At 64.7% G+C, this 25,806-nt stretch carries 26 protein-coding genes; 12 read left to right on the top strand and 14 right to left on the bottom strand.

The window, feature by feature from the left end; all coding sequences use genetic code 11:
* Positions 1-82 precede the first annotated feature (82 nt).
* The gene (locus KBW95_RS01115) at positions 83-1,702 is read left to right on the top strand and encodes a hypothetical protein (protein WP_211526577.1); all 1,620 of its coding nucleotides are present in this window, start codon (positions 83-85) and stop codon (positions 1,700-1,702) included.
* A 79-nt stretch (positions 1,703-1,781) separates the two neighbouring features.
* Here the strand turns inward: KBW95_RS01115 and KBW95_RS01110 are convergent, their stop codons facing one another.
* The 4 genes from KBW95_RS01110 to KBW95_RS01095 all read right to left on the bottom strand — a co-directional run bounded on the left by KBW95_RS01110 (position 1,782) and on the right by KBW95_RS01095 (position 6,894).
* Positions 1,782-2,876 carry an alpha/beta fold hydrolase gene (locus KBW95_RS01110; protein WP_211526578.1) on the bottom strand — a complete coding sequence of 365 codons (1,095 nt, stop codon included), beginning with the start codon at positions 2,874-2,876 and terminating at the stop codon, positions 1,782-1,784.
* 98 nt (positions 2,877-2,974) lie between these two features.
* Positions 2,975-5,134 (bottom strand): S46 family peptidase, encoded by a 2,160-nt coding sequence (locus KBW95_RS01105; RefSeq protein WP_211527293.1) that lies wholly within the window; start codon positions 5,132-5,134, stop codon positions 2,975-2,977.
* 144 nt (positions 5,135-5,278) lie between these two features.
* Positions 5,279-6,544 carry a cardiolipin synthase gene (gene cls / locus KBW95_RS01100; protein ID WP_211526580.1) on the bottom strand — a complete coding sequence of 422 codons (1,266 nt, stop codon included), beginning with the start codon at positions 6,542-6,544 and terminating at the stop codon, positions 5,279-5,281.
* Positions 6,545-6,624: 80 nt separating this feature from the next.
* On the bottom strand, positions 6,625-6,894 hold the full coding sequence (locus KBW95_RS01095) for a GlsB/YeaQ/YmgE family stress response membrane protein (protein ID WP_211526581.1): 270 nt from the start codon (positions 6,892-6,894) through the stop codon (positions 6,625-6,627).
* Positions 6,895-7,177: 283 nt separating this feature from the next.
* On the opposite strand from KBW95_RS01095, the gene KBW95_RS01090 reads away from it, so the two are divergent.
* Positions 7,178-8,506, top strand: a complete 1,329-nt coding sequence (locus tag KBW95_RS01090) for a hypothetical protein (protein WP_211527292.1) — start codon at positions 7,178-7,180, stop codon at positions 8,504-8,506.
* 73 nt (positions 8,507-8,579) lie between these two features.
* Here the strand turns inward: KBW95_RS01090 and KBW95_RS01085 are convergent, their stop codons facing one another.
* Genes KBW95_RS01085 through KBW95_RS01075 form a run of 3 tightly spaced genes read right to left on the bottom strand, consistent with a single transcriptional unit; the run spans position 8,580 to position 10,295 of the window.
* A complete protein-coding gene (locus KBW95_RS01085; RefSeq protein ID WP_211527165.1) occupies positions 8,580-9,158 on the bottom strand; it encodes a YceI family protein in 579 nt (192 codons plus the stop codon).
* 24 nt (positions 9,159-9,182) lie between these two features.
* Positions 9,183-9,734 carry a YceI family protein gene (locus KBW95_RS01080; protein ID WP_211527166.1) on the bottom strand — a complete coding sequence of 184 codons (552 nt, stop codon included), beginning with the start codon at positions 9,732-9,734 and terminating at the stop codon, positions 9,183-9,185.
* 3 nt (positions 9,735-9,737) lie between these two features.
* Complete coding sequence (locus tag KBW95_RS01075; protein WP_211527168.1) at positions 9,738-10,295, bottom strand: cytochrome b; 558 nt, start codon at positions 10,293-10,295, stop codon at positions 9,738-9,740.
* Between the two features lie 207 nt (positions 10,296-10,502).
* On the opposite strand from KBW95_RS01075, the gene KBW95_RS01070 reads away from it, so the two are divergent.
* Complete coding sequence (locus KBW95_RS01070) at positions 10,503-12,467, top strand: TonB-dependent siderophore receptor (protein ID WP_229429465.1); 1,965 nt, start codon at positions 10,503-10,505, stop codon at positions 12,465-12,467.
* Between the two features lie 63 nt (positions 12,468-12,530).
* On the opposite strand, the gene purB is transcribed toward KBW95_RS01070, so the two are convergent.
* A complete protein-coding gene (gene purB / locus KBW95_RS01065; protein WP_211525775.1) occupies positions 12,531-13,910 on the bottom strand; it encodes an adenylosuccinate lyase in 1,380 nt (459 codons plus the stop codon).
* 147 nt (positions 13,911-14,057) lie between these two features.
* Between purB and KBW95_RS01060 the strand changes: the two genes are divergently transcribed.
* Entirely contained in the window at positions 14,058-14,672 is a 615-nt protein-coding gene (locus KBW95_RS01060; RefSeq protein WP_211525774.1) for a glutathione S-transferase C-terminal domain-containing protein, read from the top strand.
* The gene (locus tag KBW95_RS01055; protein ID WP_211525773.1) at positions 14,672-15,601 is read left to right on the top strand and encodes a PfkB family carbohydrate kinase; all 930 of its coding nucleotides are present in this window, start codon (positions 14,672-14,674) and stop codon (positions 15,599-15,601) included. The genes KBW95_RS01060 and KBW95_RS01055 overlap by 1 nt, the downstream gene beginning before the upstream one ends.
* 215 nt (positions 15,602-15,816) lie before the next feature.
* Here KBW95_RS01055 and bfr read toward each other — a convergent pair whose 3' ends face one another.
* A complete protein-coding gene (bfr, locus tag KBW95_RS01050) occupies positions 15,817-16,290 on the bottom strand; it encodes a bacterioferritin (protein ID WP_211525772.1) in 474 nt (157 codons plus the stop codon).
* A gap of 106 nt (positions 16,291-16,396) precedes the next feature.
* Positions 16,397-16,606 (bottom strand): bacterioferritin-associated ferredoxin, encoded by a 210-nt coding sequence (locus KBW95_RS01045; RefSeq protein ID WP_211525771.1) that lies wholly within the window; start codon positions 16,604-16,606, stop codon positions 16,397-16,399.
* A gap of 259 nt (positions 16,607-16,865) precedes the next feature.
* Between KBW95_RS01045 and KBW95_RS01040 the strand changes: the two genes are divergently transcribed.
* Genes KBW95_RS01040 through KBW95_RS01030 form a run of 3 tightly spaced genes read left to right on the top strand, consistent with a single transcriptional unit; the run spans position 16,866 to position 19,255 of the window.
* Positions 16,866-17,123 carry a FeoA family protein gene (locus tag KBW95_RS01040; RefSeq protein WP_211525770.1) on the top strand — a complete coding sequence of 86 codons (258 nt, stop codon included), beginning with the start codon at positions 16,866-16,868 and terminating at the stop codon, positions 17,121-17,123.
* Positions 17,124-17,126: 3 nt separating this feature from the next.
* Complete coding sequence (locus tag KBW95_RS01035) at positions 17,127-19,004, top strand: ferrous iron transporter B (RefSeq protein WP_211525769.1); 1,878 nt, start codon at positions 17,127-17,129, stop codon at positions 19,002-19,004.
* Positions 19,005-19,006: 2 nt separating this feature from the next.
* Positions 19,007-19,255 (top strand): DUF6587 family protein, encoded by a 249-nt coding sequence (locus KBW95_RS01030; protein ID WP_229429464.1) that lies wholly within the window; start codon positions 19,007-19,009, stop codon positions 19,253-19,255.
* A 14-nt stretch (positions 19,256-19,269) separates the two neighbouring features.
* Here the strand turns inward: KBW95_RS01030 and KBW95_RS01025 are convergent, their stop codons facing one another.
* Together KBW95_RS01025 and KBW95_RS01020 are read right to left on the bottom strand one after the other, a co-directional pair.
* Complete coding sequence (locus KBW95_RS01025) at positions 19,270-19,656, bottom strand: hypothetical protein (RefSeq protein ID WP_211525768.1); 387 nt, start codon at positions 19,654-19,656, stop codon at positions 19,270-19,272.
* A gap of 74 nt (positions 19,657-19,730) precedes the next feature.
* A complete protein-coding gene (locus tag KBW95_RS01020) occupies positions 19,731-20,603 on the bottom strand; it encodes a DUF72 domain-containing protein (protein ID WP_211527291.1) in 873 nt (290 codons plus the stop codon).
* A gap of 158 nt (positions 20,604-20,761) precedes the next feature.
* Between KBW95_RS01020 and KBW95_RS01015 the strand changes: the two genes are divergently transcribed.
* Genes KBW95_RS01015 through KBW95_RS01005 form a run of 3 tightly spaced genes read left to right on the top strand, consistent with a single transcriptional unit; the run spans position 20,762 to position 22,626 of the window.
* Positions 20,762-21,433 (top strand): glutathione S-transferase family protein, encoded by a 672-nt coding sequence (locus KBW95_RS01015; RefSeq protein WP_211525766.1) that lies wholly within the window; start codon positions 20,762-20,764, stop codon positions 21,431-21,433.
* A 2-nt stretch (positions 21,434-21,435) separates the two neighbouring features.
* Positions 21,436-22,212: a 5'-3' exonuclease H3TH domain-containing protein gene (locus tag KBW95_RS01010; protein WP_211527290.1), complete on the top strand. Its 777-nt coding sequence runs from the start codon at positions 21,436-21,438 to the stop codon at positions 22,210-22,212.
* Between the two features lie 15 nt (positions 22,213-22,227).
* On the top strand, positions 22,228-22,626 hold the full coding sequence (locus KBW95_RS01005; RefSeq protein WP_211525764.1) for an ANTAR domain-containing response regulator: 399 nt from the start codon (positions 22,228-22,230) through the stop codon (positions 22,624-22,626).
* Between the two features lie 171 nt (positions 22,627-22,797).
* Here KBW95_RS01005 and mnmA read toward each other — a convergent pair whose 3' ends face one another.
* Both mnmA and KBW95_RS00995 read right to left on the bottom strand, forming a co-directional pair.
* Entirely contained in the window at positions 22,798-23,901 is a 1,104-nt protein-coding gene (gene mnmA, locus KBW95_RS01000) for a tRNA 2-thiouridine(34) synthase MnmA (protein ID WP_211527289.1), read from the bottom strand.
* A gap of 15 nt (positions 23,902-23,916) precedes the next feature.
* Positions 23,917-24,399 (bottom strand): NUDIX hydrolase, encoded by a 483-nt coding sequence (locus KBW95_RS00995; protein WP_211525762.1) that lies wholly within the window; start codon positions 24,397-24,399, stop codon positions 23,917-23,919.
* 293 nt (positions 24,400-24,692) lie between these two features.
* Here KBW95_RS00995 and KBW95_RS00990 point away from each other — a divergent pair, with 293 nt between their 5' ends.
* Positions 24,693-25,805, top strand: coding sequence for a Re/Si-specific NAD(P)(+) transhydrogenase subunit alpha (locus tag KBW95_RS00990; RefSeq protein WP_211527288.1), 1,113 nt, complete (start codon positions 24,693-24,695; stop codon positions 25,803-25,805).
* Position 25,806: the final 1 nt, after the last annotated feature.

The following is a 25,806-nucleotide window of genomic DNA, read 5'->3' as shown; positions in this document are numbered from 1 at the left end:
GTTTCTGCAGCCTGTCGCAATCGGCGCGGCATGCCATCCGTCGCCCGTTAGGATCTTCCGGACAGCATACGGGGAGTACATCATGTGGAAATGGATCATGGCGGCGGCCCTCCTGGCGGCCGGCGCCGCAGCCCAGGCGCAGCCGCGCGAACTGAGTCCGCAGCAGTGGCATGAAGACCTGCGGGTGCTGGCCGAGAGCATGCCGGCGCGTCACCGTAATCTTTACCATACGATGACGCGCGAGCAATTCGCCGCCGCCGTCGCCAGCCTCGACGCCCGCATCGACACCCTGCCGCGCCACAAGATCATCGTCGAGATGGCGCGTATCGCCGCCATGGCGGGCGACGGCCATACCAATGTCGCGCCCACGCGCGATCCGCAGATCGGCTTCCGCGCCTTCCCGCTGGCGCTGTATTTCTTCGAGGACGGCCTGTACGTGCGCGCGGCGGCGCAGCAGTACCGCGACCTGGTCGGCGCCAGAGTGGTCGGCATCGGTCCGTACTCCACGGCCCAGGCCTATGCGGGGGTGCGCGAGATCATCGGCCGCGACAACGAGCAGAACGCTCTGTTTTTCGCGCCCCACCTGCTGGTGATGCCGGAAATCCTGGATGCGCTCGGGATGGGCGAAGGCCCGGACCGCGCGCGCCTGATTGTCGAGCAGGACGGCAAGCGCCGGGTAGCCGACTTGCGCGATCCGCTGCCCGCCGAGATGATGCCGCCCGATACCGACCTGAGTTTCATGCCGCGCCAGGGATGGACCGATGCGCGCGCGACGACGCCGCTATGGCTGCGCGACGCCCGCAGCAAGTTCCGGATGGAGCATCTCGCTGCCGGGAAGATCCTGTACGTGCAGCTCAACCAGGTGGGCGACGAAAAGAACGACACCCTGGCGGCGTTCGCGCGCCGCATCGAGGATGCGGCGGCCAGGCACAAGGACGCAAAGATCGTGCTCGACCTGCGCCTGGACCGCGGCGGCAACGGTGCACTGGTACCGCCCCTGATCGCGAGCCTGGTCCGGGCCACGCCGCCGGGCGGCGAACCGCGCCTGTTCGCGATCACGGGCCGCGCCACCTTCTCGGCGGCGCAGTTCGTGGTCAACGACCTGGAACGCTACACGGATGCGGTGCTGGTCGGCGAGCCGACCGGCGGCAAGGCGAATTCGTACAGCGATTCGCGCAAGATCGTGCTGCCGCACAGCGGGATCACGGTGCGCGTGTCGACCGTGTGGTGGCAGGTGGACGAGCGTGACCGGCGCGAGTGGTCGGCGCCGGTGCTGTCGGTGGCCCAGAGTTTCGAGGATTATCGCAAGGGTGTCGATCCGGCGCTGGCGGCGATCCAGGCTTATCGTCCAGGACCGCCGCTGGCGGGCATCCTGTCGAAGGCGGAGACGGCGGCGGCGGTGCGCTCTGGCTACTCCGGCTGGCGCGCCCAGCCTGCCAACCGCTATGCCGATGCGCAGGCCGCTTTCCAGGAGGCGGGCTACGCGCTCCTCAAGCAGGGGAAGGCGGATGCGGCGCTGGCGGTCTTCGAGCTGTGGACGACGGCGCATCCGGCTGTGGGCTGGGGTTACGAAGGGCAGGGGGCGGCTTATCTTGCCAAGGGAGATCGGGAGCGGGCGGTCGAGGCTTACCGGCGTGCGTTGAAGCTCGAGCCGAGTTCGGGGGCGTCCGCCGACGCGCTGGCGAAATTGCAGGCCCGCTAAAGCACCGTCGTTCCGGCCTTCGCCGGAAGTCGTAGCTGCCAGTGGCAGCTACGACGGTTTTGGGGCTAACAAAACACCGTTATTTTGCCAACGGCCTTACATACTCTAGCAGGCTGACCAGCGTCTTGCCCGGCTCCTCCCACGGCATCATGTGCGCCGAGCGCTCGAACCACACCGCCCGCTTGGACGGCGCCTTCACCTGCTTCAGCCAGGCCTCGGTCGGCGCGGTCGGCGTGGTGTAGTCGTGCCGTCCCAGGAACATCACGACCGGGATCGGAAAGCGCGTCACCCTCGAATAGTCCACCTGGACGAATTCCGGCAGCAGCCGTCCCAGGGTCAGTATGCTGCCCTGGTCGATCGCCTTGACCTGCTCCAGGTTGTATTCGGGCGACAGCAGCGGCCCCTTGAAGAAGTAATCGGACTGGCTGCGGAAGGCGCTCAGGCCGCCGTAGTGCTGCGGCCATTTGCGGGCCAGGACAATGCGCTCGCGCGTGATCGGCTGGTCGCCAGGATAAGGTGCGATCGACTGCAGCTCGCGCAGCGCTTCCTCGTTCTTGTGCAGCTTCGCCTGCTCCAGCGCGTATTCAAAGCTGATGCGCTCGTTCTCGCGCGTGCTGATCACCTGGCCGATACCCACATAGGCGTGGAACAGGTCCGGCCGCTTGAGCGAGGCGGCCATCGAGGGAATCGTGCCCCAGCTGTGCGCCATCAGGATCAGCTTGCGCTTGCCATAGCGCCGGCGCAGGTGTTCCGCCACTTCGATCAGGTCCTCGGTGTAGCGCTCGATGCGGATGGTCTCGCCCACGATTGCCGGATCGGTCTCGCCATAGGTCTTGCCGGCGCCGCGCTGGTCGTAGTTCGCCACCGTGAAGTATTCCTCGATGGGGCGCTGGAACTGCCACATGGTCGGCGTGATGGGCGAAGCCGGGCCGCCGTGCACGAACAGGATGATCGGATTCGCGCGGTCCTGGCCGCGCACGCTGATCCACTGCTCGATGCCGCCGATCCTGGTCTTGTACGAGTCCTGCACCCCGCCGGGTGCGACGATGCGCTCGAGGTCTTCGACGGCCAGGCGCGCGCGGGCATAGGCCCTGGTGTCGGGATGTTCCTGGGCCTGGGCGCCTGCGAAGGCCAGCGCCAGCACGACGGCGCTCCACTTGCTGCGGTTCTTCATGCGGTCTCCTCCTGTTGTGCCAAAAGTGTACAACGGACGGGACGAAAAAAAGCCACGCGGCCCGGAGGCGGCGTGGCTCCATGAAGGAATGGGCGCGATTACAGCGCGTTCATTTCCTTCAGCAGGTTGTCGGCCTTGTCGACGTGCTGCATGTTCCACAGGATGTAGCGGATGTCGACCTGGATGTCGCGGGTCATGGCCTTGTTGAAGTCCCAGTCCGAGATGATCGAATCCAGGGTGCCGTCGAAGGCCAGGCCGATCAGCTCGGCCTTCGAGTTCAGCGCGGCCGAACCCGAGTTACCACCGGTGATGTCCAGGGTCGCCAGGTAGTTGACCGGCACGGTCTTCAGCTTCGGATCGACGTACTTGCCGAAGTCCTTCTTGCGGATCGCTTCCAGCTGGGCCGCCGGGGCGTTGAATTCGCCTTCGCCGGTGTGCTTGGCGACCACGCCGTTCACCGTGGTGAAGGCGGTCCAGCCGGTGGTGCCGTCGGCGCCGACCGGACGGCCGGCGATCTTGCCGAAGGTGGCGCGCAGGGTGCCGTTGGCGTCCGGGTAGACGGCCTGGCCCTTGCTGTTCATGTAGGCGATCTTGGCCTTCATGTAGTTGCCGTAGGCTTGCTGGATCTTGCCGCCCAGTTCCTCTTCCTTGGCTTCATCGCGCATGCCCGCGTCGTACATCGCGACGGCGGCCTTGATGAAGCTGTCGTTCGAGGCCTGGAACTCCTGCGGCGACTTGTTCAGCCATGCCAGGCGCTCTTCCTTGTTGGCCAGCTTCGAACCCGCGTAGATGCGGTCCAGCGCGGCCTTCAGCTCGGCCTCGCCCATGCCCGGCTTGATGCCCAGGGCGGCGTCGAAGGCGGCGTCGTGCTCGGCGGCTGGCTGCGCGTTGTACTTGGTCAGGAAGTTCAGCACCAGCGCCTTGTCGACCTTTTCGTCGTAGGTACGGTCCTGGCCGGTGATGACCGAGGTCAGTCGCGGCATGTCGCGTTCCTGGTAGCCGGCCTTGCGCTCGGCGTCCGGCTTGGTGCGCTCGTTGGCCAGGCGGTACAGGGCGCGCGCCGAGCTCAGGAACTTCGGCTGCGAGTAGCTCAGGAAGAAGCTCTTCCTGGTGCCGGCGTCGCGCTCGGCGATCAGCTTCTCGGCCGCTTCGATGTCGGCGGCGAACTGGGCCTTGCGGGCCGGGTTGGCGTTGACCCAGGCCTTCAGGGCGTTGTGCTCGGCGGTCTTGCGCTGCAGGAAGTCGCTGTTCTGGTAGGAAGTCAGCATCCCCTTGCGGTTCTTGTAGTAGTTGTTGACGCTGGCGATCTGGCCGGCGTACTTCAGCTTGGCGGCCGGGTCGTTCTTGGTCTCGCGCTCGATGATCGCCAGGGTCTCGCCCGAGGCCTGGACGAAGGCCGGGTAGTTCCAGTCGAAGGTGAAGGCGACTTCCGACGGCAGGCGGTGGCGGTTGGTGCGGCCCGGATAGCCCAGGACCATGATGAAGTCGCCTTCCTTCGAGCCTTCCTTGGCGATCTTCAGGTGGTGCTTCGGCTGGTAGGGGACGTTATCCTTCGAGAACTCGGCGGCCTTGCCGTCCTTGCTCACGTAAGCGCGGTAGAAGCCGTAGTCGCCGGTGTGGCGCGGCCACATCCAGTTGTCGGTGTCGCCGCCGAACTTGCCCACGCCGGCAGGCGGCGCGTGCACCAGGCGCACGTCGCGGATCTCGAGCTGCTTGAGGCGATAGAACTCCAGGCCGCCGTAGTAGCTGGCCACGGTGCAGCGGTAGCCGGCGTCTTTTTCGCACTCGGCCTGCAGCGTCTTCTGGTTCTTTTCGATGGCGTCCAGGCGCGCCTTGCCGCTCAGCTTGGCGACTTCCGGGGTGATGATCTTGTCGGTGACATTGGCCACTTCCTCGGTCACGTAGACGCGGCTGCCCGGCGCGGCCGGCAGTTCCTCGCCCAGCGTCTTGGCCAGGAAACCGTTGGCCAGCAGGTCGCGTTCAGGGGTCGAGTTGACCGCCACGCTGTTGTACACGCAGTGGTGGTTGGTCACGACCAGGCCCTGCGGCGAGACGAAGGACGCCGAGCAACCGCCCAGGCTCACGATCGCGCCCATCGGGAATTCGGTCAGTTTGGTCAGGGTCGCCGGGTCCAGCTTGAGGCCGGCGGCTTTCAGTTGCTTGGCTACTTGTGGCAGCTGCTGCGGCATCCACATGCCTTCGTCGGCGTGTGCGGCGAAGCTGCTCAGGATGGCGAGCGAGAGGAGGGTTTTTTTCATTCGCGTCAGTCTTGGGTGGGTAAGAAACAATGTCTCCGTGGAGCACCCAAGAGTATCTGTATGTGACGTGTGAACGTCAACCAATATTTCGACGCGTGAATGAGCACCTCAGCAAAACCTTTTCTGCTGGAAACTCCTCCGTCATTACAATTGTTTGCCGACCAAGGACACCGCCCAGGTGGCGAAACGCTGGTACCAGGGCCGCTTGGCGAACTTGTGCTGGGACACCGGCGTGGCGCGCGCCCAGTCGGCTTCGAAGATGGCGATGTGCTTGCGCGCGAATTCCTCGTCCATCACGTTCAGGTTGGCTTCGTCGTTGATGCTGAACGAGCGGTTGTCGAAGTTGGTGGAACCGACCGACACCAGGAGCGAATCCACCACCAGCGACTTCACATGGAACATGGTCGGGTCGTACTCGGAAATCTGCACCCCGGCCGCCAGCAGTTCTGGCCAGCGTTCGCGCGAGGCCGCTTTCACCAGGTCGGAGTCGATGATCTTGCCTGGCGTAATCAAGCGCACGCGCACGCCGCGCTTGGCGGCCGCGATCAGGGTGCGGATGGTCAGGTCGTCCGGCACGAAATAGGAGGCCGACAGGTCGATGGTCTTGCGCGCGGCGGTAATGGCCATCAGGTACATCAGGTGCATCGACTCGCTGCCGCCGGTAGGCGAGCTGGCGAACATCTGGGCCGGCTGCGTGCCTTTCGGCTCCAGCGCAGGGAAATAGTCCGGGCCGTCGAGGACCATGCCGGTGGCCTTGGTCCAGTTGTCGATGAACACCGCCTGGATCTGGCCGACCACGGGGCCTTCGACGCGGTAATGGTTATCGCGCCAGTGCTTCTCGTCCTCGGCATTGCCGCGCCACTGGTCGGCGATGCCGACGCCGCCGGTGAAGCCGACTTTGCCGTCGACCACCAGCAGCTTGCGGTGGGTGCGGTTGTTCATGCGCGCCAGCTTCCACCAGACCGGCTTGTGGTAGCGCTGCACCTGCACGCCGGCATCCTTCATTTCCTGCAGCAGCTCGTCGTTCATCTTGATGCTGCCCATGAAGTCGAGCATCAGGTGGACTTTGACGCCGGCGCGCGCTCGCTCGGACAGCGCGTCGGAAAATTCGCGGCCGATCGATTCGGCCCAATAAATATAGGTTTCGAGGGTGATGGTTTCCTTGGCGCCGCGAATCGCTTCCAGCATCGCGGGGAAGATCTCGTTGCCGTTGACAAGTACCTCGATCTTGTTGCCTTCGAGAATAGGGGGACCCAGCAGCACGCCGAGGGAACGGCGGAACTGCGGGTCGTGCGTATCGTATTGGCGGGTCAGTTGTCGCTCGATCTGCTTTTCGCTCGGCATGAAATTCAGCGCGAGGAAGCCGGCGATCAGCGTGACCACGCACGTGATCAAGACTGTCCAGAACATTTTTGAGCTCATCAGTCGAACCGCAGGGACAAAAAAACCAACGCGCGCGGCGTTGGTTTATAAGGCGCTACTCACTGTTATTAGCGTACACGGCCACGGCGCAGCAGATTCACGATGGCCAGCAGGATCACGGCGCCCAGGAACGAAACCAGGAGCGACGAGACACTGAAGTCATCCGAATTGATGGTGCCGGAACCAAACAGCGGGGAAAGCAGCCAACCGCCCAGGAAGGCGCCGACGATGCCGACCACGATATTGAGAATCATGCCTTGCTCAGCGTCAGTTTTCATGACCATGCTGGCCAGCCAGCCCAAGATACCACCGACAACGATCCAGATAATGAATAACATGTTGATTCCTCCTCGTAGTGGAAAAACATACCCCAGGCCACAGCTGCGGCCATGGAACAAAGTCTATTGACCTGCACCCCATCAGGTCGGTGCGGCAACGAACGTTAGATGCCGATTTTGCGGGGCTGTTCGCTCATCTGTAAAAAGTCCGGTGCAGGGTGCGTCAGCGAACAGAAGGGGGCATGGACGAGGCATAAGGTTTCAGAACTTGCAACACATTCTTGCAACCTGCCTTTGCTGCAGTACCAACGCTTCGGCACCATCACCTAGAAAGGGATTTTCCATGAGCAGCTACGATACGACGAATCAGAATTCGAATTCGCGCATGGTGACCGGTCTGTTCCCGGACCGTGCCAGCGCCGAGCGCGCCTACGGCTCGATCTCTGACCGCGGCTATGGCCGCGACGACGTCAACCTGATGATGTCGGATTCCACCCGCAAGACCCACTTCTCCGATACCGATACCGAGCTGGGCAGCAAAGCAGCCGAAGGCGCCGGCATCGGCGCCGGCATCGGCGGCACCATCGGCGCCGTCCTGGCAGGCATTGCCGCCGTCGGCACCACCCTGGTCCTGCCGGGCCTGGGCGTGGTCGTGGCCGGCCCGCTGGCGGCAGCCCTGGCCGGCGCCGGCGCAGGCGGCATCACCGGCGGCCTGATCGGTGCACTGATCGGCGCCGGCATTCCGGAAGAGCGCGCCAAGCACTATGAGGAAGGCATCAAGAGCGGCGGCATCGTGATGGGCGTGAACGCCCGCTCGCAAGAGGATGCGGCTCACTTCGAGCGCAGCTTCACCGAGCACGGCGCTTCGCACGTGATCGGCACCGGCCTGGGCGCCGCCGGCGGCGCCGCGCTGGGCGCAGGCATCGGCGCGGCAGCCGGCCCGGTGGGCATGGCGGCTGGCGCTGCGATCGGCGGCATTGCGGGCGGCATCGCCGGCAAGGGCGCGGCCGAAGTCGTGAACCCGAAAGCGGGCGACGACCTGCCCGAACACCACCTGGCCAAGGGCGTGGGCGCCGGCACCGGCGCGGCGCTGGGCGCGGCGGCTGGTACCGCGGCCGGCCCGATCGGCATGGCGGCGGGCGCGATCGTCGGCGGCCTGGCTGGCGGCGCAGCCGGCAAGGGCGCGGGCGAAGTCGTGAACCCGAAACCGGGCGACGAACTGCACGACCATAACCTGGCCAAGGGCGTGGGCGCGGCAGGCGGCGCAGTGGCCGGCGGCGCGACCATCGGCGCGGCGATCGGCGGCCCGGTCGGCATGGTGGCCGGCGCAGGCATCGGCGCTGCTGTCGGCGGCATGGCAGGCAAGGGCGTGGGCGGCATGGTCAACCCGCAGGCGGAAAACGAGCACTGGCGCAATTCGTACCAGACTCAGCCGTACTACACCCCGGGCTACACCTATGACGACTACGAGCCGGCCTATGCGCTGGGCTACAACAGCTACGGCAAGTATCCGGGCGACTACGACGCCAACGAGGCTCACCTGGCCGGCGAATGGGACCGTGTGAAGGGCAATTCGCGCCTGAGCTGGGACCAGGCCAAGTCGGCTTCGCGCGCCGCATGGCACAAGGTCGAGCGCGCCATTCCAGGCGACGCCGACCGCGACGGCCGCTGATCCTTACCCGACAGCAGTCAAACAAAAAGCCCCGCTGCTCGCGCAGCGGGGCTTTTTCTTGGGAACGGCAGGTTTACTGCTTGACCGCTTCCACCTGAATCGCCAGCTTCACTTCCGGCGAGAAGCGCGGCAGGCCGGCGTTGATGCCAAAATCGCTGCGCTGGAACTGGCCGGTCACGTCCGCGCCGCAGACTTCGCGCTTGTGCATCGGATGGACGATGCACTTGAACTTGTTGATGGTCAGGGTCAGCGGCTTGGTCACGCCGCGCAGGGTCAGCTCGCCATCGACCGAGGTCGGCACATCGCCGGTGAAGTTGACCCTGGTCGACTTGAAAGTCGCGGTCGGGAATTTCGCGGCGTCGAAGATGTCTTCCTTCTTGGCGTGCTCGTTCATCTTCTCGTGGCCGAAGTCGATGCTGTTGATGTCCACCACGATGTCGAGCGAGCCGGCCTTGGCGGCCGGATCCAGCACAATGGTGCCGTCGCTCTTGTTGAACTTGCCGCGCCATACCGAGATGCCCATGTGGTCGGCTTCGAAGCTCGGGTAGGTGTGGTTCGGATCGATCTTGTAGGTGTTGGCTGCGAAGGCTGCGCTGGTGCCGAGGGCGGCCAGGGCCGCACTCAGCGACATGAACATAAGCTTCATTTTCATCTGCAAAATCCCTTGTTGATGTTATTACGGAGCCGCGGTGACGCGGAATTTGATGACGACTTCATCGGCGACCATGCTCGTGTCTTTCCACTCGCCTTCGCCAATGTTGAAGGCCAGGCGCCGGATTGGCAACTGTCCCTCGAACACCTGTTTGCCGCCCTCGGTCTTCACCGTCAGGGGGAAGCTCACGTTGGCGGCCTTGCCCTTGATGCTCAGCTTGCCCGCGACATTGAACTTGCCCGCGCCGGCAGGGGTGATGCTGGAAGATACGAAGCTTGCCTTCGGGAATTGGGCCGCGTTGAACCATTCTTTCTTGGCGACTTCCTTGTTCATGTCCGGATCGCCCACGTCCAGGCTGGCGGTCACGATGTCGACACTGGCTTTCGACGCAGCCGGCTTGGCCGGGTCGTAGTCGATCTGGGCGGTAAATTGCTTGAACGGCGCCTCGACCGGCACGTTCATCTGCTTGAACACGGCTGACACGCTGCTCTTGGCAGGATCGGTCTTGAGCGGGGCGGCGCCCACGATGGCGCTGGCGAACAGGCTGGCCAGCAGCAGGCCTTTGATCGGTTTCATTCTTTACTCCTGGGAGGTGCGGGAAGAGAGAAAAATACGAGGAAGCATGCGCTGCATCACGCCGTCGCGGTCGACGAGCAAATGCTTGAACGCGGCCAGCACGTGCAGGCCGACGAGGGCGGCCAGCAGCATGTTGAGCCAGTAATGCGTGCCCTTGAGGACGGCCTTCAGCGCGGGATCGGGGCCGATCAGCACCGGCAGCTCCACGACACCAAAGTAGACGACAGGGATGCCGGACGCAAGGCTGTAGAAGTAGCCCGACAGCGGCACGGCGAACATCAGGAGGTAGAGCAGCCAGTGCAGGCCGTGGGCGGCGCCGCGCTGCCAGTTGGGCATGGCGTCGGCGTAGGCGGGCGGGTGGTTCGCCAGGCGCCACAGCAAGCGCAGCATGGCCAGGCCGAGCACCGTCACGCCGGCCCACTTGTGCCAGGAGTAGTACTTGAGCTTGGTCGGCGTCAGGCCGGGAATGTCGGTCATCACCAGGCCCATGGTGAAAGCGCCGATGATCAGGATGGCCAGCAGCCAGTGCAGCACGATGGCCGGGGTGGTGTAACGTTGCATAATGTTTCTTATTGGAAATCTGTCCGCGTTAGAACCAACTATACCGGAAAACGTTTTTCGCTGCCTGTGGGCTGCATTTTTTGCCAGGACACACTAGCACGGTATTGCACAGAACGCACGGCAAGGCGGGGTGGAATGTAAAATCGGAGTAAAGCATAATGAATTAATATTTATTGAAGACCACTAATGTTGGCCAAGGGTAAAAAGATGAATGATATGAGCCGGCCTTGCTGGAAGAATGCGCCGCGCCTGCTGGCGGCCTGCCTGGCCGTGGGACTGGCGCTGCCGGCCTGGGCGGCCGACGTCGAGCGGGTGGTGGTGCAGCCGGACGAACTGGCCGACCTGTCGATCGAGGAACTGGCCAATATCCAGGTGACCTCGGTCTCCAAGCGTCCCGAGCGCCTGCAGAACGCGGCCGCCTCGGTGTTCCTGATCACCGCCGACGACATCCGCCGCTCCGGCGCCGATTCCCTGCCCGAAGTGCTGCGCCTGGCGCCCAATCTCTACGTCGCACGCACCAGCAGCTACGGCTATTCGATCAGTGCGCGCGGCATGAACACCAGTGGCAACAGCGTTTCGAACAAGCTGCTGGTCCTGATCGACGGGCGAAGCGTATATTCGCCCCTGTTCGCCGGCGTGTTCTGGGATGCGCAGGACATCGTGCTGGGCGATATCGAACGCATCGAAGTGATCAGCGGCCCGGGCGGCGTGCTGTGGGGCCTGAACGCCGTCAATGCCGTCATCAACATCAGCACCCGTTCGGCGCGCGAGACCGGCGGCACCCGGGCCACCTTGCGCGCCGCCACCGATGGCGCCGGCGCGATGCTGCGCCACGGCGAGGCCGGCGGAGCGCTCTCCTGGCGCGCCTTTGCCCGGGTCAGCGGACGCAAGGACAGCGAGTTGGCGAGCGGCGCGCCCGTCAATGACAGCTACCGCCGTTGGCTGGCTGGCTTCCGGGCCGACTGGGAAGGGGGCGCCGATCGCGTGACAGTGCTGGGCAATCTGTTGCGAGCGCGGCTCGACCAGCCTGAGCCGGGTGCACTCACGGTGTCGGGCTTCGATCCCGACCTGGGAAGAGTACGTTCCGACGGCGCCAACCTGTCGGTGCGCTGGGATCGCCGGCTCGAAGGCGGCGGCGGTATCGGCGTGCAGGCCTATTTCGACCATACCTTGCGCGACGTTAAGCCTCTGTACGGCGAGCGACTGTACACCACCGACCTGCAGTTCCAGCACACGCTGCCCGCCAGCGGTGCGCACAGCATTGTCTGGGGCGCCAGCTATCGCCACAGCCGCGACCGCATCACCAATGGCGAGGTGGTCGCCTTCCTGCCCGAGCGCGTCACCCAGCAATGGGGCAGCCTGTTCATGCAGGACGAGATCGCCCTGCGCGACGACTGGCGCCTGACCCTGGGCAACCGCTTCGAGTACAACGAATACACGAAGGTCGAATGGCTGCCGAGCGCTCGTCTTGCCTGGCGCCTGTCGCCGCGCCACGCCGTCTGGACTGGATTATCGCGTACGGTGCGCGCGCCTTCGCGCCTGGACGTGGACACCTACATCCCGGCGCGCCCGCCGCACCTCCTGCGCGGCGGCCCGCAAGTGCGTGGCGAAGTGTCGAATGTGTTCGAACTGGGCTACCGCGGCCAGCCGGTGCCGTCACTTTCCTACTCGGTCACCCTGTTCCACCACGACTACGACGATTTGCGCACCCAGGAAGTCGACCCGAGCGGCACTTTCCTGACATTCGCCAGCATGATGGAAGGACGCTCGACCGGGATCGAGGCCTGGGGCAACTGGCAGGCGGCGCGCAACTGGCGCCTGTCGGCGGGCTGGACCGCGATGCACCAGCACCTGCGTCTTAAGCCGGGCAGCAACGACATCAACGGGCCGCGAATGGCCGAGCGCGATCCGCGCAACACCTGGCAGCTGCGCTCGGGCTATGCCTTCGACGACAGGCGCGAGTTGGACCTGATGCTCCGCCACGTCGGCGCGACTTCGGATGTGCCGTCCTATACGGCCTTCGATGCGCGCCTTGGCTGGCGCCTGCGGCCGGGGCTGGAAGTGTCGGTGTTCGGCGAGAACCTGAATGGCGGACACCCAGAGTACGGCTCAGTGCAATATCGGGCCGAGGTGGAACGCCGGATTGGGGTGAAGGCGGTGTGGGAGTATTGAGGCATCATTCACCGCTGTGTGCGAATGAATGTAGGGTGGGCGGCTACGCCGTCCACCCTACGATTAGATCGCCGCAGCCAGCTGCGCAGCCAGGCCGGTGTAGTTCGCCGGCGTCATTTGCAGCAGCAGATCCTTGGCTTCCTGCGGAATCGCCAGCTTGCCGATGAACTCCTGCAGCGCTTCGCGGGTGATGCCCTTGCCGCGGGTGAGTTCCTTCAGCTGCTCGTACGGATTCTCGATGCCGTAGCGGCGCATCACGGTCTGCACCGGCTCGGCCAGTACTTCCCAGCTCGCGTCCAGGTCCTGCTCCAGGCGCGCCGCGTTCACTTCCAGCTTGTTCAGGCCGCGCAGGCAGCTGTCGTAGGCCAGCAGCGCGTAGCCGAAGCCGACGCCGATGTTGCGCAGCACGGTCGAATCGGTCAGGTCGCGCTGCATGCGCGAGACCGGCAGCTTCTCGGCCATGTGGCGCAGCACCGCGTTGGCCAGGCCCAGGTTGCCTTCCGAATTCTCGAAATCGATCGGGTTGACCTTGTGCGGCATGGTCGACGAACCGATTTCGCCGGCCTTCAGCTTCTGCTTGAAGTAGCCCAGCGAGACATAGGTCCAGATGTCGCGGTTCAGGTCCAGCAGGATGGTGTTGGTGCGCGCGATCGCGTCGAACAGCTCGGCCATGTAGTCGTGCGGTTCGATCTGGATGGTGTAGGGGTTGAAGGTGAGGCCCAGGCGCTGCTCGATCACGTCCTTCGAGAACGACTGCCAGTCGAAGCCCGGGTAGGCCGACAGGTGGGCGTTGTAGTTGCCGACCGCGCCGTTCATCTTGCCCAGGATTTCCACGTCCGCGATGCGCTTGACGGCGCGCTGCAGGCGCGCGACCACGTTGGCGAATTCCTTGCCCAAGGTGGTCGGGCTGGCGGTCTGGCCGTGGGTGCGCGACAGCATCGGCAGGTTCGCGTTGGTGTGCGCGATCTCGGTCAGCTTGGCGATGATGGTCTGCAGCGAGGGCAGCAGCACGCCGTCGCGCGCGGCCTTCAGCATCATGCCGTGCGAGGTGTTGTTGATGTCTTCCGAGGTGCAGCCGAAGTGGATGAACTCGCTGGCCGCGACCAGTTCCGGCACGTCCTTGACCTGTTCCTTCAGCCAGTACTCGACCGCCTTGACGTCGTGGTTGGTGACCGCTTCGATTTCCTTGATGCGGGCGGCATCAGCCTCGCCGAACTGCGCGGCCATCTTGTCGAGGTGAGCGTTCGCTTCCGCGGAGAACGGCTTGATCTCGGCGAAGCCGGCCTGCGACAGGGCCTGCAGCCAGGCGATCTCGACCTTCACGCGGTGGTGCATGAAGCCCGCTTCCGACAGAATCGGGCGCAGCTTGTCGGTTTTGGAAGCGTAACGCCCGTCCAGGGGGGACAAGGCCGACAGGGTAGGGGAGAGGGAGGTAGAGGTCATGGCGGCGGGGGAGTGTGCAAAAACGCGGATTTTACCACCGGCCGCCTGTCAATACCTTGTGGCGGGTGCATCTGCCATGCGGCGGGGCGCAGGGTTTTCGCCGGAGGGCGATGCTATACTGTTTCCTCTCCCATTCTCTGAGCGTGTATGAAACTCATCGGTTCTGTCACCAGCCCCTTTGTCCGCAAAGTCCGTGTCGTGATGGCGGAGAAGAAGCTCGACTTCACCTTTGTCCAGGAAAACGTCTGGGCGCCGGACACCACCATCCAGCAGACCAATCCGCTGGGCAAGGTGCCGTGCCTGGTGATGGAAGACGGCAGCACGATCTACGATTCGCGCGTGATCGCCGAATACCTGGATACGCTCACACCCGTGTGCAAGCTGCTGCCGCCGAACGGCCGCGAGCGCGCCGAGGTCAAGGTCTGGGAAGCGCTGGCCGACGGCGTGCTCGATGCCGCCGTGCTGGTGCGCCTGGAAAAGACCCTGCGTCCCGAGCAGCAGCAGAGCCAGGACTGGATCGACCGCCAGTGGGCCAAGGTGCACGCCGGCCTGCGCGCGATGTCCGAGGGCCTGGGCGAAGCGCCTTTCTGCATGGGCAACCACTACAGCCTGGCCGACGTCGCCGTCGGCTGCGCCCTGGGCTGGATCGCCTTCCGCTTCCCTGAAGTGGCGTGGCGCGGCGACTATCCGAACCTGGCGCGCCTGTTCGACAAGCTCTCCGAGCGCCCGTCCTTCAAGGACACCATTCCTTTCCTCGCATAATGGCTGCGCCGGTCACCGTCGTCTTTGGCGAGGCGCTGGTCGACGACTTCAGCACCGAGCAGGTGGTCGGCGGCGCCCCCTTCAACGTGGCGCGCCACCTGGCCGCCTTCATGGCGCCGCAGCTGATGGTCACCCGCATCGGCAACGACCGCCTGGGGCAGCTGGTGCGCGCCGAGTTCGAACGCTTCGCCATGAGCGAGGCCGGCCTGCAGGTCGATGCGATGGAAGAGACCGGCCGCGTGCTGGTCGAGCGCGGCGCACGCGGCGGCCACCGCTTCACCATCCTGCCGAACCAGGCCTACGATTTCATCGACCGCCAGCAGGCCGTGGCGGCCGTGGAAAGCGCCCAGCCCGGCATCCTATATTTCGGCACCCTGGCCCAGCGCAACGAGCACTCGCGCGCGACGCTCACGGCGGTGCTGGAAGCCAGCCCGGCGCTGCGCTTCCTCGACCTCAACCTGCGCGACGGCCAGGTGGAAGAGCGCTGCGTGACGCGCTCGCTGCAGGCGGCGCATGTCGCCAAGGTCAACGAAGAGGAACTGCAGGCGCTGTTCCAGTGGTATTTCCAGATTCGTCCGGAAGATCCGCCGCTGTCGGCCGAAGAGGTGCATGCCTCCTGCCAGGCGCTGCTGCAGATGTTCTCGCTGGACGCGCTGATCGTCACCCTGGGACACCGCGGGTCGGTGTACTTCGGGTCGGATGGGCAGGTGATCAACCACCGCGACAATCCGGCGCCGCCTTTCGTCATCGATACGGTGGGGGCGGGGGATGCGTTTTCGGCGATTTTCCTCCTGGGGAAGATGCGGGGATGGGAGCTGGAACAGACCCTGGCGCGGGCGAACGAGTTTGCCGGGGCGATCTGCGCGGTGCCGGGGGCGGTGCCGAGGGATTTGGGGTTTTACGATAAGTGGATGACGCGCTGGAGGTAGCGGTCATTCATGCAAACTTGGGTTCCGGCCGAGGGGGACGCCGAGTCCCGGAACGACGTGCTTAGGCAGGCTGAGTACGAGACACGCTAACACTGTTCTCAGTGTTAGCCTAAAAACCGTCATACGCGCCACTGGCGCCTATGACTCCCGGCGAAGGCCGGGATCCAAGTCCGTCGCGCCGCCACGGGCATCAGCCGTAGCGGCAATCAGAACACTTACTCCGCGTTCATCTGGCTCTGCAGATAATTCTGAATCCCGATCTTCACGATCAGATCCAGCTGCGTCTCCAGCCACTCGATATGCTCCTCGGTATCCTCCAGGATCTCCAGCAGCAGATCACGCGATACGTAATCCTGCGCTGCCTCGGCCGCGGCGATGCCTTCCTTGACCGTGACTTGCGCGCCACGCTCCAGCTTGAGGTCGCACTCGAGCATTTCCTGGGTCGACTCGCCGATCAGGAGCTTGTGCAGCGCCTGCAGGTTGGGCAGGCCGTCGAGCATCAGGATGCGGTCGATCAGCTTGTCCGCATGCTTCATCTCGCCGATCGACTCGTCGTATTCCTTCTTCGCCAGGCGCTCGAAGCCCCAGTGGCGGTACATGCGCGCATGCAGGAAATACTGGTTGATCGCGGTCAGTTCGTTGGTCAGCTGTGCGTTCAGCAGACGGATGATGTTGGGATCGCCCTTCATGGAATGCCTTTGTTGATGTGATGTTCACATCATAGCAAACCGTCAGGGCAGGGCGGCGAAAAAAAGCCCCGTGGGGAACGGGGCGAGGAGAGAGATCAGTTCAGTTTCAGGCGGCTTGCGCCACGCGGCGCAGCTCGGTCACAACCGTCTTGCTTTCCAGATGTTCGTTCAGCACTTCGCGCGCATAGCTCACGCACTTGCCGCACATGGTGCCCACACCCAGTTCGCGGTGCAGTTCGGCAACCGACGAGATGCCCAGGTCCACAGCCTGGCGGATTTCACGGTCGGAGATGTTGTTGCAGACACAGACGATCATGGCGGTTCGGTTCCTGGCGGTGTGGGTGAAAATGCTTCTTGAAAATTCGTCTACAAAATACGAATCATTCTCATTTGCGTTGCCATTCTCCGTAAACTCGACCGCCAACGCAAGCAAAATCTGCAGGGTGTGGCTGTTGTGTTGCTGCCTTTCTTTTACGCAATATCAGTCTGCAAATAGAAATAATTCGCATTTAGGTTTATGATGCTAGTATCTGTCTCATCAGCGCTACGTATATATACCCGCACCGGACGCGACCATGACCCTTGTTCCCACCCTCACCACGCTCGACTCGCTGAAAGCCGGCCAGAGCGCCACCGTGATCCACCTGGCTCCGCATGCGCAGCAGGGCGGGGTCGACGTCCAGCGCCGCCTGATGGAACTCGGCTTCGTGCCGGGCGAGCGCATCCGCGTGCTCAAGCGCGTGCTGGGCGGTCCGCTGGCCGTCAAGGTCGGCCAGTCCACCTTCGCGCTGCGCCGCTTCGAAGCGGCCCTGGTGTCGATCCAGCCGGAATAAACGATGGGTGTCATGGAACAACAGGTGGCGTCGCGCACGCCCCTGATCGCATTGCTCGGCAATCCCAACTGCGGCAAGACCGCCCTGTTCAACCGCCTCACCGGCTCGCGCCAGAAGGTCGCCAACTACGCGGGCGTGACCATCGAACGCAAGGAAGGCAGCTTCACTTCGCCCCAGGGCCGGCCTTTTCGTGTGCTCGACCTGCCGGGCGCCTACAGCCTGAACGCCCAGACCCCTGACGAAGTCATCACCCGCGACGTGGTGGGCGGCCTGCGCGCCGGCGAACAGACTCCCGACGCCATCCTGTGCGTCGTCAACGCGACAAATTTGCGCCTGAACCTGCGCCTGGTGCTGGAACTGCGCCGCCTCGGCCTGCCGATGGTGCTGGCGCTGAACATGGTGGACGTCGCCAAGAAGCGCGGCATCGCCATCGACACCGCCAGGCTCTCGCAGGAACTGGGCATGCCCGTGGTCGAGACCGTGGCCGTGCAGGCCGGCGGCGAGCAGAACCTGCTGGCAGCGCTCGACAAGATGCCATTCGACACCGCGGTCACGCCCAATCCGCTGTCCGCCATCGACGAAGTGCCGGTCGAGCAGACCCAGCGCGAAGTGCGCCGCATCCTCGACCTGACGGTCTCGGAAGCCCACGACAAGGGCAACTTCACCGAACAGATCGACCACGTGGTGCTGCACCCGGTCGCCGGCCCGGCGATCCTGGCCCTCTTGATGTTCCTGGTGTTCCAGGCCGTGTTCACCTGGGCCGCCGCGCCGATGGACATGATCGACGCCGGCGTCGCCTCGCTCGGCCAGACGGTGGGCGGCTGGATGAGCGAAGGCCCGCTGCGCAGCCTGCTGGTGGACGGCGTCATCGCCGGCGCCGGCAGCGTGCTGGTGTTCCTGCCGCAGATCCTGATCCTGTTCTTCTTCATCCTGATCCTGGAAGACTGCGGCTACCTGCCGCGCGCGGCCTTCCTGCTCGACCGCCTGATGGGCAGCGTCGGCCTGTCGGGACGCGCCTTCATTCCGCTGCTGTCGTCCTTCGCCTGCGCGATTCCGGGCGTGATGGCGGCGCGCACCATCCAGAACCCGCGCGACCGCCTGACCACGATCATGATCGCGCCGCTGATGACCTGCTCGGCGCGCCTGCCGGTGTATGCCCTCCTGATCGCGGCCTTCATTCCGGACCGCGAAGTGGCCGGTTTCCTGAACCTGCAGGGCCTGGTGCTGTTCGTGCTGTACTTCGCCGGCATCGTGAGCGCGATGGCGGTGGCCTGGTTCCTCAAGCGCCGCAGCAGCTATACCCAGCAGCCGCTGATGATGGAATTGCCGTCCTACCACTGGCCGCACCTGGGCACCCTGGCGATCGGCCTGTGGGAACGCGCCAAGATCTTCCTGATGCGCGTTGGCACCGTGATCCTGACCATGATGGTCCTGCTCTGGTTCCTGTCGAGCTTCCCGGGCGCGCCGGACAACGCCACCCATCCGCCGATCTACTACAGCGTGGCCGGCATGCTGGGCCGTGCGCTGTCGGTGATCCTGGAGCCGATCGGCTTCGGCTGGGAAATCGCGATCGCCCTGATCCCGGGCATGGCCGCGCGCGAAGTCGCGGTGGCCGCGCTGGGCACCGTGTACGCCCTGTCGGGCGGCGACGAAGTGGGCGACACCCTGGCGCCGATGATCAAGCAGGCCTGGTCGCTGGCCACCGGCCTGTCGCTGCTGGCCTGGTACGTGTATGCGCCGCAGTGCATCGCCACCCTGGCCACGGTGCGCCGCGAAACCGGCAGCCGCCGCTACGCCTTCATCATGGCGGGCTACATGTTCGCGCTGGCCTACGCGGCCTCCTTCATCACCTACCGCGTGGCCCTGGCCCTGGGAGGCTGAGCATGCAGGAACTCCTTGTGGGGATCATCGTTCTGCTGGCCGCGCTCTACCTGGGCGCGCGCTACCTGCCGGCGACCTGGCGCCGCTGGCTGGTGCAGCGCCTGACGCGCGGCGGCATGAAGCGCTCCAGGCTGGCGGGCTGGCTCGACACCTCGGGCAGCTGTGGCGGCTGCAACACCTGCGAGACTTCCGCTCCCCAGCCGCCGGCCGGCAACAAGCACCGCGTCATCAAGCTGCACGAGCGCCGCTGAACGGCGCCTTCTCCTTATTTCGTCTTGGCATCGGTAACGACGTGCCAGACGCCGCCGACACCGTCTCCGGTACGGTCACCTTCCTTCTTGTCCTTGATAAAGGTGTATAGCGGTTTGCCGTCGTGTGCGAGCTGTTTGCTGCCGTCATCGCGCGTGATTGCGGAATAGGGCGGATCCAGGCGCATGTCGCCGGCCACGACCGGCGGCCAGTTCCTGGCGCACATCTCGACGCAGGCGCTCTTGCCGCTGGCAGCAGTGTCCTTGTCGTAGGTGTAGACGGTCATTCCCTTGGCGTCGACCAGCACGCCGTTTGCCTTGCGCAGGGGCGTTCCATCTTCCGCCAGCACGGGGCCGGCCAACAGCAGGGAAAGCAGGGCAGTACCAATTTGCACGGTCTTCATCGCAAGCTCCTAGAGTTGGAAAGGACAGCCGATCCATTCTAGCGCGCTGCGCGCCGATTGGATGCCCCGCTTGACTATTCTGCAACAGCCTCGATCAGGCGCCGTGCGTCGTAGGGGGCGTGGACCTTGATGTCGTTGTCGAAGTAGCAGTAGACGTCGCGCGCGGCCAGCTTCGGCGGCGCTTCGCCCGAGATCAGCCGCGCCTGTGCCGGCTGGCCGCCATCGCGCCAGGCGCGGATGCGCGCGGCCCAGCGCTCCGTCGCCTCGTCGTCGTAGCCGCTGGCGTAGAGCTCCTTGTCGCCGTGCAGGCGCACGTAGACGAAATCGGCGGTGACGTCCTCGTACTGCGGCCAGCGGCCGGCGGTGTCGGCCACCACCAGGGCCACGTTATGCCGGCGCAGCATGGCGATGAAGGCGGGATCGATGAAGCTTTCGTGGCGGATCTCGACCGCGTGGCGCATCGGGCGTTTGGGCCCGGCCTCGAGCGAGACCCGGCCTTCCATGCGCGGCTCGTAGCGCCGCGCCAGGGCCAGGGCGGCGTCGGTGTCGTGCGGCAGCAGCGAGAGGAAGCGCTCGAAGCGGTCCGGCTCGAAGGGAAAGTTGGGCGGGAACTGCCACAGGAAGGGGCCGAGCTTTTCGCGCAGCTCGAACACGCCGGAGGCCAGCACGTTGGCCATCGGTCCCTCGACGTCGCGCAGGCGCAGCATATGGGTCAGGAAGCGGTTGCCCTTGACCGCGAACACGAAGCCGGGCGGCGTGGCGGCGTACCAGGCGGCGTAGCTTTCGGGGCGCTGCAGCGAATAGAAGGAGCCGTTGATCTCGATGGTGGGCAGCTGGCGCGAGGCGTATTCCAGCTCGCGGTGCTGGGCCAGGCCGGGAGGATAGAACTTGCCGCGCCAGGGCACGTAGCGCCAGCCGGAGATGCCGATGTAGGTTGCGCCGCTCATTCGTGCACCATACACCCGGGCGGGCGCGGGCGTCGTGCGGTGGCGCACTGAGGATCGCGGACGTTACGGGCTTCCGGTTGGCTGTAGAAGCATCTCTCGCTTTTTACAAGCACACAACAATGTTAAGCTGTCGCCCGTTCCCACCCACGCCCATCGCCATGATCCTCGTCCACCACCTGAACAATTCGCGCTCGCAGCGCATCCTGTGGCTGCTCGAGGAACTCGGCCTGGACTACGAGATCAAGAAATACCAGCGCGATCCCAAGACCATGCTGGCCCCGCCGGAGCTGAAAGCCGTGCACCCGCTCGGCAAGTCGCCGGTGATCAGCGACGGCGACACCGTGGTGGCCGAATCCGGCGCCATCGTCGAGTACCTGGTCCAGCGCTACGGCAACGGGCGCCTGATCCCGCCGGCGGACACGCCCGAGCGCCTGCGCTGGACCTACTTCCTGCATTTCGCCGAAGGCTCGGCCATGCCGCCGCTGCTGCTCAAGTTGATCTTCGACCGCATCGAGCACGGCCCCATGCCTTTCTTCGTGCGCCCGATCGCGCGCGCCATCGCGCGCAAGGTCAAGAACGACTTCGTCCTGCCCAATATCCGCAGCCAGCTCGACTACCTCGAAGCCGAGTTGAACAAGTCCACCTGGTTCGCCGGCGAGGAATTCAGCGCCGCCGATATCCAGATGAGTTTTGCGCTGGAAGCATCGAGCTCGCGCGGAGGGCTGGACGGCAAGTACCCGAAGCTGTCCGCCTTCCTCGAGCGCATCCACGCCCGTCCCGCCTACCAGCGCGCGCTCGAACGCGGCGGGAAGTACGAACTCGTGAAGTAAGCATGGCAAAGCTGCTCGCCATCGACGGCCTGAACATCGTCCGCCGCGTCTACGAAGCCAGTCCCGAACCGGATTCGGACCTGAAGGCCAGCATCGCGCTGCGCCACGCCTTCTCGTCCTTCCGCAACCTGCTGGAGGCGCACGCGCCCACCCACGTGCTGGCCGCCTTCGACTACGGCGGGCCAACCTGGCGCCACGCGCTCTACCCGCGCTACCGCGAGGGCCGCGCCTCCATGCCCACCGAACTGCGCGAGGCCCTGCCCGAATTCCACGACCGCCTGCGCGCCGCCGGCCTGCACGTGCTCATGATTCCAGAGGTCGAGGCCGACGACGTGATCGCCACCGGCGTGATGCGCTGGCTGTCGGAAGGGCGGGGCGAAGCCATCGTCGCCACCACCGACAAGGACCTGCACGAGCTGATCGCGCACGGCGCACTGATATGGGACCACTTCAAGGGCGAGTGGCACGACGACGCCTGGGTGCGCAATCGCTTCGGCGTCGCGCCCGAGCTGCTGCACGACCTGCTGGCGCTGATGGGCGACCCGACCGACGGCGTGCCGGGCGTGTCGAAGATCGGCATGAAGACCGCCGCGCGCCTGCTCAACGCCTACGGCAGCCTGGACGCGGTGGTGGCCGGCGCCGGCATCCTCAAGACCCCGCTGGGCGAGAGGCTGCGCGCCGAGCGTGAGATACTCCAGGTCTCGCGCCAGCTGGTGGAGCTCAAGCGCGACGTGCGCCTGGGCGTGACCTGGAACATGCTGGCTTACGAATCGTTTTAAAGGGGACTGGACGCGATGCTCAAGGCATTGATCGTGGATTCGAGCGCGGTGTCGCGCGGACTGCTGAACACCGTGCTGACCGACGGCGGCTACAACGTGGTTGGCCAGACCCATACCAGCACCCTGGCCTATGGGCTGGCGCTCAAGCACCATCCCCATTTCATCTGCATCGCGCGCGAGCAGGTCGAGGACGGCAACAACGTGGTCGAGCAGCTGCGGGCGGAATTGCCCAAGACGCTGATCTTCATCGTGTCGGGGACGCTCGATGCGCAGGCGGTGCAGGAAGCGGTGGCGCGCGGGGTGCATGGGTTTATCGTCAAGCCGTTCAAGGCGGATACGGTGCTCAAGACGATTCGCAATACGGTGATTGCGTGGGTGAAGAAGCAGCAGGCGGCGCCGGGTGATGCCGGGTGAAATCCGGCCGCGGCGCTGACGATATTTATTCAGTTTAGCAGCCCCAAAACGTCGTCCCCGCGAAGGCGGGGACCCAATTTTGCATGCGTTACGATGACGCCAGCAGAACTTGGGTCCCCGCCTTCGCGGGGACGACGGTTTTAGGGGTTAACTATGAAAATGGCAGCGGTATTAGATACCCGACTTGCTGTCGATGATCCCGCCCCCCAGGCACACATCGCCGTCATACAGCACGGCCGACTGCCCCGGCGTCACCGCCCATTGCGGCTCCACGAAATCGAGCGAGAAGCGCTCCAGGCCCTGCGCCTGCACGGTGCAAGCCACATCGGCCTGCCGATAGCGCGTCTTGGCCGAGAGCGCACGAGTTTCCGGCGCCTCGCCCGCGATCCAGTTGGCCTGGCCGGCCTCCAGGCGGCTCGAGAGCAGCCACGGATGATCATGCCCCTGCACGATGTACAGGGTGTTCTGCTCGATGTCCTTGCGCGCCACGAACCACGGCTCGCTGGTGCCGTCCGCATTCTTGCGCGACTTCAGCCCGCCGATGCCGATGCCCTTGCGCTGGCCTAGCGTGTAGAAGGACAGGCCCACGTGCTCGCCGACCACGGTGCCGTCGTCCAGCTTCATCGGGCCCGGCTTGTACGACAGGTAGCGGTTCAGGAAGTCGCGGAAAGGGCGCTCGCCGATGAAGCAAATGCCGGTCGAGTCCTTCTTGGCGGCGTTCGGCAGCTTGAGCTTTTCGGCGATCTTGCGCACTTCGGTCTTGGCGATCTCGCCCAGCGGGAACAGCGACTTCGAGAGCTGCGCCTGGTTCAGGCGGTGCAGGAAGTAGCTCTGGTCCTTGGTACTGTCGAGCGCCTTGAGCAGCTCGAACTTGTCGCCGTTCTGGCGCACGCGCGCATAGTGGCCGGTCGCGATCAGGTCGGCGCCCAGCTTCATCGCGTGGTCGAGGAAGGCCTTGAACTTGATCTCGGCGTTGCACAGCACGTCCGGGTTCGGCGTGCGGCCGGCCTGGTACTCGCGCAGGAATTCCGCGAACACGCGGTCCTTGTACTCGGCGGCGAAGTTGACGGCCTCGATGTCCACGCCGACCACGTCGGCCACGCTGGCCGCGTCGATCCAGTCCTGGCGCGTGGAGCAGTACTCGGAATCGTCGTCGTCTTCCCAGTTCTTCATGAACAGGCCGATCACTTCATAGCCTTGTTCTTTCAGCATCCACGCCGCGACCGAGGAGTCGACGCCGCCCGACATCCCGATCACGACTTTTTTCTTGCTCATGTTGCTTCCGTATACTTAAATGCCGCCCTCGAACACCGACGGATGGGTGTACAGCAGGTGCAGGGGCGTGCGGTGGCCGGCCAGGTAGTCGTCGACGCATTGCAGCACGATCGGGCTGCGGTGGCGCTCGGCGGTGGCGGCGATTTCGTCGCGGGTCATCCAGATGGTGCGCAGGATGCCCTCGTCCAGCGGCTGGTCGAGCTCGCGCCCGGCCTCTCCGCAGAAGGTGAAGCGCAAGTAGGTCACATCGGTCCCGCGCGACTTCGAGTGATAGCGCGACATGTACATGCCCACCAGCGCACGCGGAATGAACTCGTGCGCGGTTTCCTCCAGCGCCTCGCGCACCACCGCCTGCTCGAGCGACTCGTGCGGGTCGAGGTGGCCGGCCGGCTGGTTCAGCTTGATGCCTTCGCTGGTCTCTTCCTCGATCAGCAGGAAACGGCCATCGCGCTCGATGATCGCGGCCACGGTAACCGATGGTTTGAAGATATCGCTCATGCCTGTCCTTGAAAATGAGCCGACATTCTACCTTGACCAATGCCCGGTCTGCTCAGCCATGCCCACTCCAGTGCGCTTGCTTGTCGTTAATTTGGGTTGATTTACCACAAACTCTACGGCAATTTGCCTGAATCCCGAACAACATCCTGCGAGAATTCGCTGTTGATCAAAGAATATTTATTCTGGAGCAAGTCACGTCATTACGTGATAGATTGTCAGTTCAGAAACCTCGGAGATGTGTCTCAGCAGGTGTCCGAGGTTTCCTTCGGTTTATTCAAAGCTTGGAGGGATTCATGAGGATAGGCATACCGGCCGAGACACGGCCGGGCGAGACCCGCGTTGCAGCAACTCCCGAAACCGTCAAGAAGCTGGCCGCCAAGCACCAGGTCCTGGTACAGAGCGGGGCCGGCGTGCACGCTTCCGTGCCCGACGCGGCCTACGAGGCGGCCGGCGCCAGCATCGTCGATGCGGCCACGGCCTTCGGCGCCGACATGGTGCTCAAGGTACGCAGCCCCAACGCGGACGAGCGGGCGCTGATGAAACAGGGCGCGGTCCTGGTCGGCATGCTCAACCCCTTCGACGCCGACAACCTGGGCCTGCTGGCCGCCAGCAGCCTGACCGCCTTCGCCCTGGAAGCGGCGCCGCGCATCACGCGGGCGCAGTCGATGGACGTGCTGTCGTCCCAGGCCAACATCGCCGGCTACAAGGCCGTGATGCTGGCCGCGAACACCTACCAGCGCTTCATGCCCATGCTGATGACCGCCGCCGGCACCGTCAAGGCGGCGCGCGTGCTGATCATGGGTGTGGGCGTGGCGGGCTTGCAGGCGATCGCCACCGCCAAGCGCCTGGGGGCCGTGATCGAAGCGTCCGACGTGCGCCCGCCGGTCAAGGAACAGGTGGAGTCGCTGGGCGCCAAGTTCATCGACGTGCCGTATGTGACCGACGAAGAGCGCGAGATCGCCAAGGGCGAGGGCGGCTATGCCCGTCCGATGCCAGCCGACTGGATGCGGCGCCAGGCCGAGCTGGTGCACGAGCGCGCCAAGCTGGCCGACATCATCATCACCACCGCCCTGATCCCGGGCCGCAAGGCTCCGGTCCTGATTTCCGAAGACACCGTCAAGGCCATGAAGCCCGGCTCGGTGATCGTCGACATGGCGGTCGAGCAGGGCGGCAACTGCCCGCTCACGGAGCTGGGCAAGACCGTGATCAAGCACGGCGTGCACATCATCGGCGAGCCGAACCTGGCGGCCATGGTGGCGGCCGACGCCTCGGCCCTGTACGCCCGCAACGTGCTGGATTTCCTCAAGCTCGTGATCGACAAGGAAGACAAGTTCTTCATCGACCGCGAAGACGAGATCGTGCGCGCCACGCTGATGTGCGCGGACGGCGAAGTGCTGCGCAAATAAA

The sequence above is a fragment of the Massilia sp. ZL223 genome (genome assembly GCF_018119395.1).
In the GTDB taxonomy this organism is placed as follows: domain Bacteria; phylum Pseudomonadota; class Gammaproteobacteria; order Burkholderiales; family Burkholderiaceae_D; genus Telluria.
Note: the sequence above shows the minus strand (reverse complement) of the source record. Positions and strands in the feature narration are given on the sequence as shown.